Genomic DNA, 3527 nt, shown 5'->3' on the forward strand with positions numbered 1-3527 from the left:
CGCTCGTCCAGAACCGCGTCGGCACCGGCCTCCACGTGGAAGTCGAGATAGGCGATCAGATCGGCTTGCGCGTCGTTGGGGCTCGGCATGGAGAGGAGCATGTGGGAACGCCGCAGCCTGTGGACAACTCTCGAAACCCGCCGGCCGGGCAAGGTCTTGCGTGACGGAACAGCGCGATTCCGCGGGCCCCGCCCCACCCGCCGTCTGACCGGCATGCCGGGTTGCGGACGGGGTGGGATCGTCCGGCACCCGTCACATGTACCGCCCCGTGCGGCAAAGGGAACTTTGCCTTAAGCCGGATCTTCGGCAACTTGCCTTTCTAGCTTGGAATCGCTTGAGACGGCAGCAGGGATGCCGGCCCACCGCGGTTCGGGGGCTGGAAGAAGACTGGAAGAAGAAAAGGAGAGGCGAGGATGGCGCTGCCCGAACGCGAGAGCATGGATTTCGACGTGGTCGTGGTGGGCGCCGGCCCGGCCGGCCTCGCCACCGCGATCCGCCTGAAGCAGCGCGCCGCCGAGATCGGCGAGGAGATCAGCGTCGTCGTCGTCGAGAAGGGCTCCGAGGTCGGCGCCCATATCCTCTCGGGCGCGGTGATCGACCCGATCGGCCTCGACCGGCTCCTGCCCGAATGGCGCCAGGACCCGGAGCGGCCGCTCAAGACGGAAGTTCAGCGCGACGAGTTCATGATGCTCACCAAGAACAGCGGCATCACCCTGCCGAACCTGTTCTTCCCCAAGCTCATGTCGAACCACGGCAATTTCGTCGGCTCGCTCTCGAACGTCTGCAAGTACCTGGGCGCGCAGGCCGAGGCGCTCGGCGTCGAGATCTATCCGGGCTTCCCGGCCTCCGAGGTGCTGTTCGACGACAAGGGCGCGGTGGCGGGCATCGCCACGGGCGATCTCGGGATCGGCAAGTCCGGCGCGCCGCGCGAGGACTACACCCGCGGCATGGAGCTGCGCGCCAAGTACACGGTGTTCGGCGAGGGCGCCCGGGGCAACCTGACCAAAGGCCTGATCCAGCGCTTCTCGCTCAACCGGCACAGCGACCACTTCAAGTACGGGCTCGGCGTGAAGGAGCTCTGGCAGCTCGCGCCGGGCAAGTTCGAGCCTGGGCTCGTGCGCCACACCATGGGCTGGCCGCTGCCCAACAAGGCCGGCGGCGGCTCCTGGCTCTACCATTTCGACGACAACCTGCTCTCGGTCGGCTTCGTCACGCACCTGAACTACGAGAACCCGACCCTGTCGCCGTTCGAGGAGTTCCAGCGCTTCAAGACCCACCCGCTGATCGCCGAGACCTTCGAGGGCGCCAAGCGCATCGGCTACGGCGCGCGCGCCATCATGGAGGGCGGCTGGCAATCGGTGCCGAAGCTGGTCTTCCCCGGCGGCTGCCTGGTCGGCTGCTCGGCGGGCTTCGTCAACGTGCCGCGGATCAAGGGCTCGCACAACGCGGTGCTCTCCGGGATGCAGGCGGCCGACGCCATCGCGGACGCCCTGAAGGCGGGCCGCGCCGGGGACGAGCTCACCGCCTACGAGGCCGGCTGGCGCGACAGCCCGATCGGGCAGGACCTGAAGGCGGTGCGCAACGTCAAGCCGCTCTGGTCCAAGTACGGCACGCTGGTGGGCGTCGGCCTCGGCGGGATCGACATGTGGGCGACGAGCATCTTCGGCGCCTCGCCGTTCGGCACGCTCAAGCACGGCAAGCCCGACCACGCCTGCCTCAAGCCGCTCTCCGAGGTGACGCCGATCGTCTACCCGAAGCCCGACGGCAAGCTGACCTTCGACCGGCTCTCCTCGGTCTACCTGTCGAACACCAACCACGAGGAGGACCAGCCGCCGCACCTCAAGGTCCGCGACTTGGAGCTGCAGAAGCGCTCCGAGCACGACGTCTATGGCGGGCCGTCCGGCCGCTACTGCCCGGCGGGCGTCTACGAGTGGGTGGCGGATTCCGCCGCGAGCGACGGGGTGCGCTACCAGATCAACGCGCAGAACTGCGTCCACTGCAAGACCTGCGACATCAAGGATCCGAACCAGAACATCGACTGGGTGACCCCGGAGGGGCCCGGCGGGCCGAACTACCCGAACATGTGAGGCGCCCGGACCGGGCTGGGAGGACGCGGCGTCATCCTTTCGCCTTGCGGGGCTGGCGGGATGGGTTCAGTGTCCCCAGCGTTTTTTCGGGGATGCCCCGCCATTCTCGCGCCCGGCCCCTGACGGGCCGGCGCCCAGGAGCCGCGATCGGTTCATGATGATCACACGCGCCCGCCGGAGCGTCTCGGCGCTCGCCCTTCTGCTCGCCGCCGGGCTGCCGCAGACCGTGCTGGCCGCGCAGCCGAGGGAATCGACCCCGGTGCTCGACTACGAGCCCGCGGATTCGCTGGAGGGCAACTTCCTCTCCGCCTACATCGCGGGCGCGTCCCGGGACACGGCGGCGGCGGCGACCTTCTACCGCGAGGCGGTCAAGGCCGATCCGCGCAACGCCGAGCTGGTCGAGCGCGCCTTCATCTCGCTGCTCGCCGACGGCGCCCTGCCGGACGCGTTCCGCACCGCCGAGAAGCTCATCGCCCGCGATCCCACCAACGGGCTCGCCAACCTCTCCCTCGGGGTGCGCCAGATCAAGGCGGGCCAATGGGCCGCCGCCCGCCAGAACTTCTCGCGAAGCGGCCGCGGGGCGGCCACCGACCTGACCGCGACGCTGCTCACCGCCTGGTCGTATGCCGGCGCGGGCGACGGCAAGAAGGCGCTGGAGACGGTCAACAAGCTCCGGGGCGAGCGCTACTACAACACCTTCCGCGACTACCATGCCGGCCTGATCGCCTCGGTGACCGGCGACAACGCCGAGGCCGAGCGGCGCCTCAAGGCCGCCTACGAGGCCGACCGCAACACCCTGCGCATCGTCGACGCCTATGCCCGGATGGAGGCGAGCCTCGGCCGCACCGATCTGGCGATCCAAGCCTATTCCGACTTCGACCAGCTCTCGCCCCGCCACCCGCTGGTGCGCGACGCCCTCGACAAGCTCAAGGAGGGCAAGCCGCTCACGCGGCTGATCGGCACCGCCCAGGAGGGCGCAGCCGAGGTGCTGTACGGGCTGGGCTCCGCGGGCTCGACGCAGGGCGACGAACTGCCCGCCGTGATCTACCTGCGGCTGGCGCTCTACCTCGCCCCCGACCACGCCCTCGCCCGGCTGACGCTGGCCGACACGCTGGACCGGATGAAGCAGCCCGAGCGGGCCAACGAGGCCTACGCGCAGATCCCGGCCGCCTCCCCGCTCAAGCTCAACGCCGACATCCAGATCGGCCTGAACCTGGAGCAGATGGGCAAGGGCGACGAGGCCCTGGCCCATCTCGACGCGGCGATGAAGGCCCACCCGGACGACATCGACGTCATCACGGCGCTGGGCAACGTGCAGCGCGCCCGCAAGAAGTACGAGGAGGCGGCCGCCACCTACACCCGGGCCATCGGCCTGATCGGCGACCGGCCGCAGGCCAATTACTGGACGACCTACTATTTCCGCGGCACCGCCTACGAGCG

General features: G+C 69.4%; 2 protein-coding genes. Both read left to right on the forward strand.

All coding sequences use genetic code 11. The features are described 5' to 3' along the window. Positions 1 to 413: 413 nt before the first annotated feature. Positions 414 to 2087 carry an electron transfer flavoprotein-ubiquinone oxidoreductase gene (locus I53_RS18645; protein ID WP_043353371.1) on the forward strand — a complete coding sequence of 558 codons (1674 nt, stop codon included), beginning with the start codon at positions 414 to 416 and terminating at the stop codon, positions 2085 to 2087. Between the two features lie 154 nt (positions 2088 to 2241). Next, positions 2242 to 3527: tetratricopeptide repeat protein (locus tag I53_RS18650; protein WP_043353374.1), on the forward strand; the 1286-nt coding region annotated here is incomplete at its 3' end.

Origin of the sequence: Methylobacterium sp. B1, from assembly GCF_000333255.1 — a bacterium.
Taxonomy (GTDB): Bacteria; Pseudomonadota; Alphaproteobacteria; order Rhizobiales; family Beijerinckiaceae; genus Methylobacterium; species Methylobacterium fujisawaense.

Coding starts and splice junctions, on each gene's coding strand:
- I53_RS18645 (WP_043353371.1), top strand. CDS start 414: ATGGCGCTGCCCGAACGCGAGAGCATGGATTTCGACGTGGTCGTGGTG.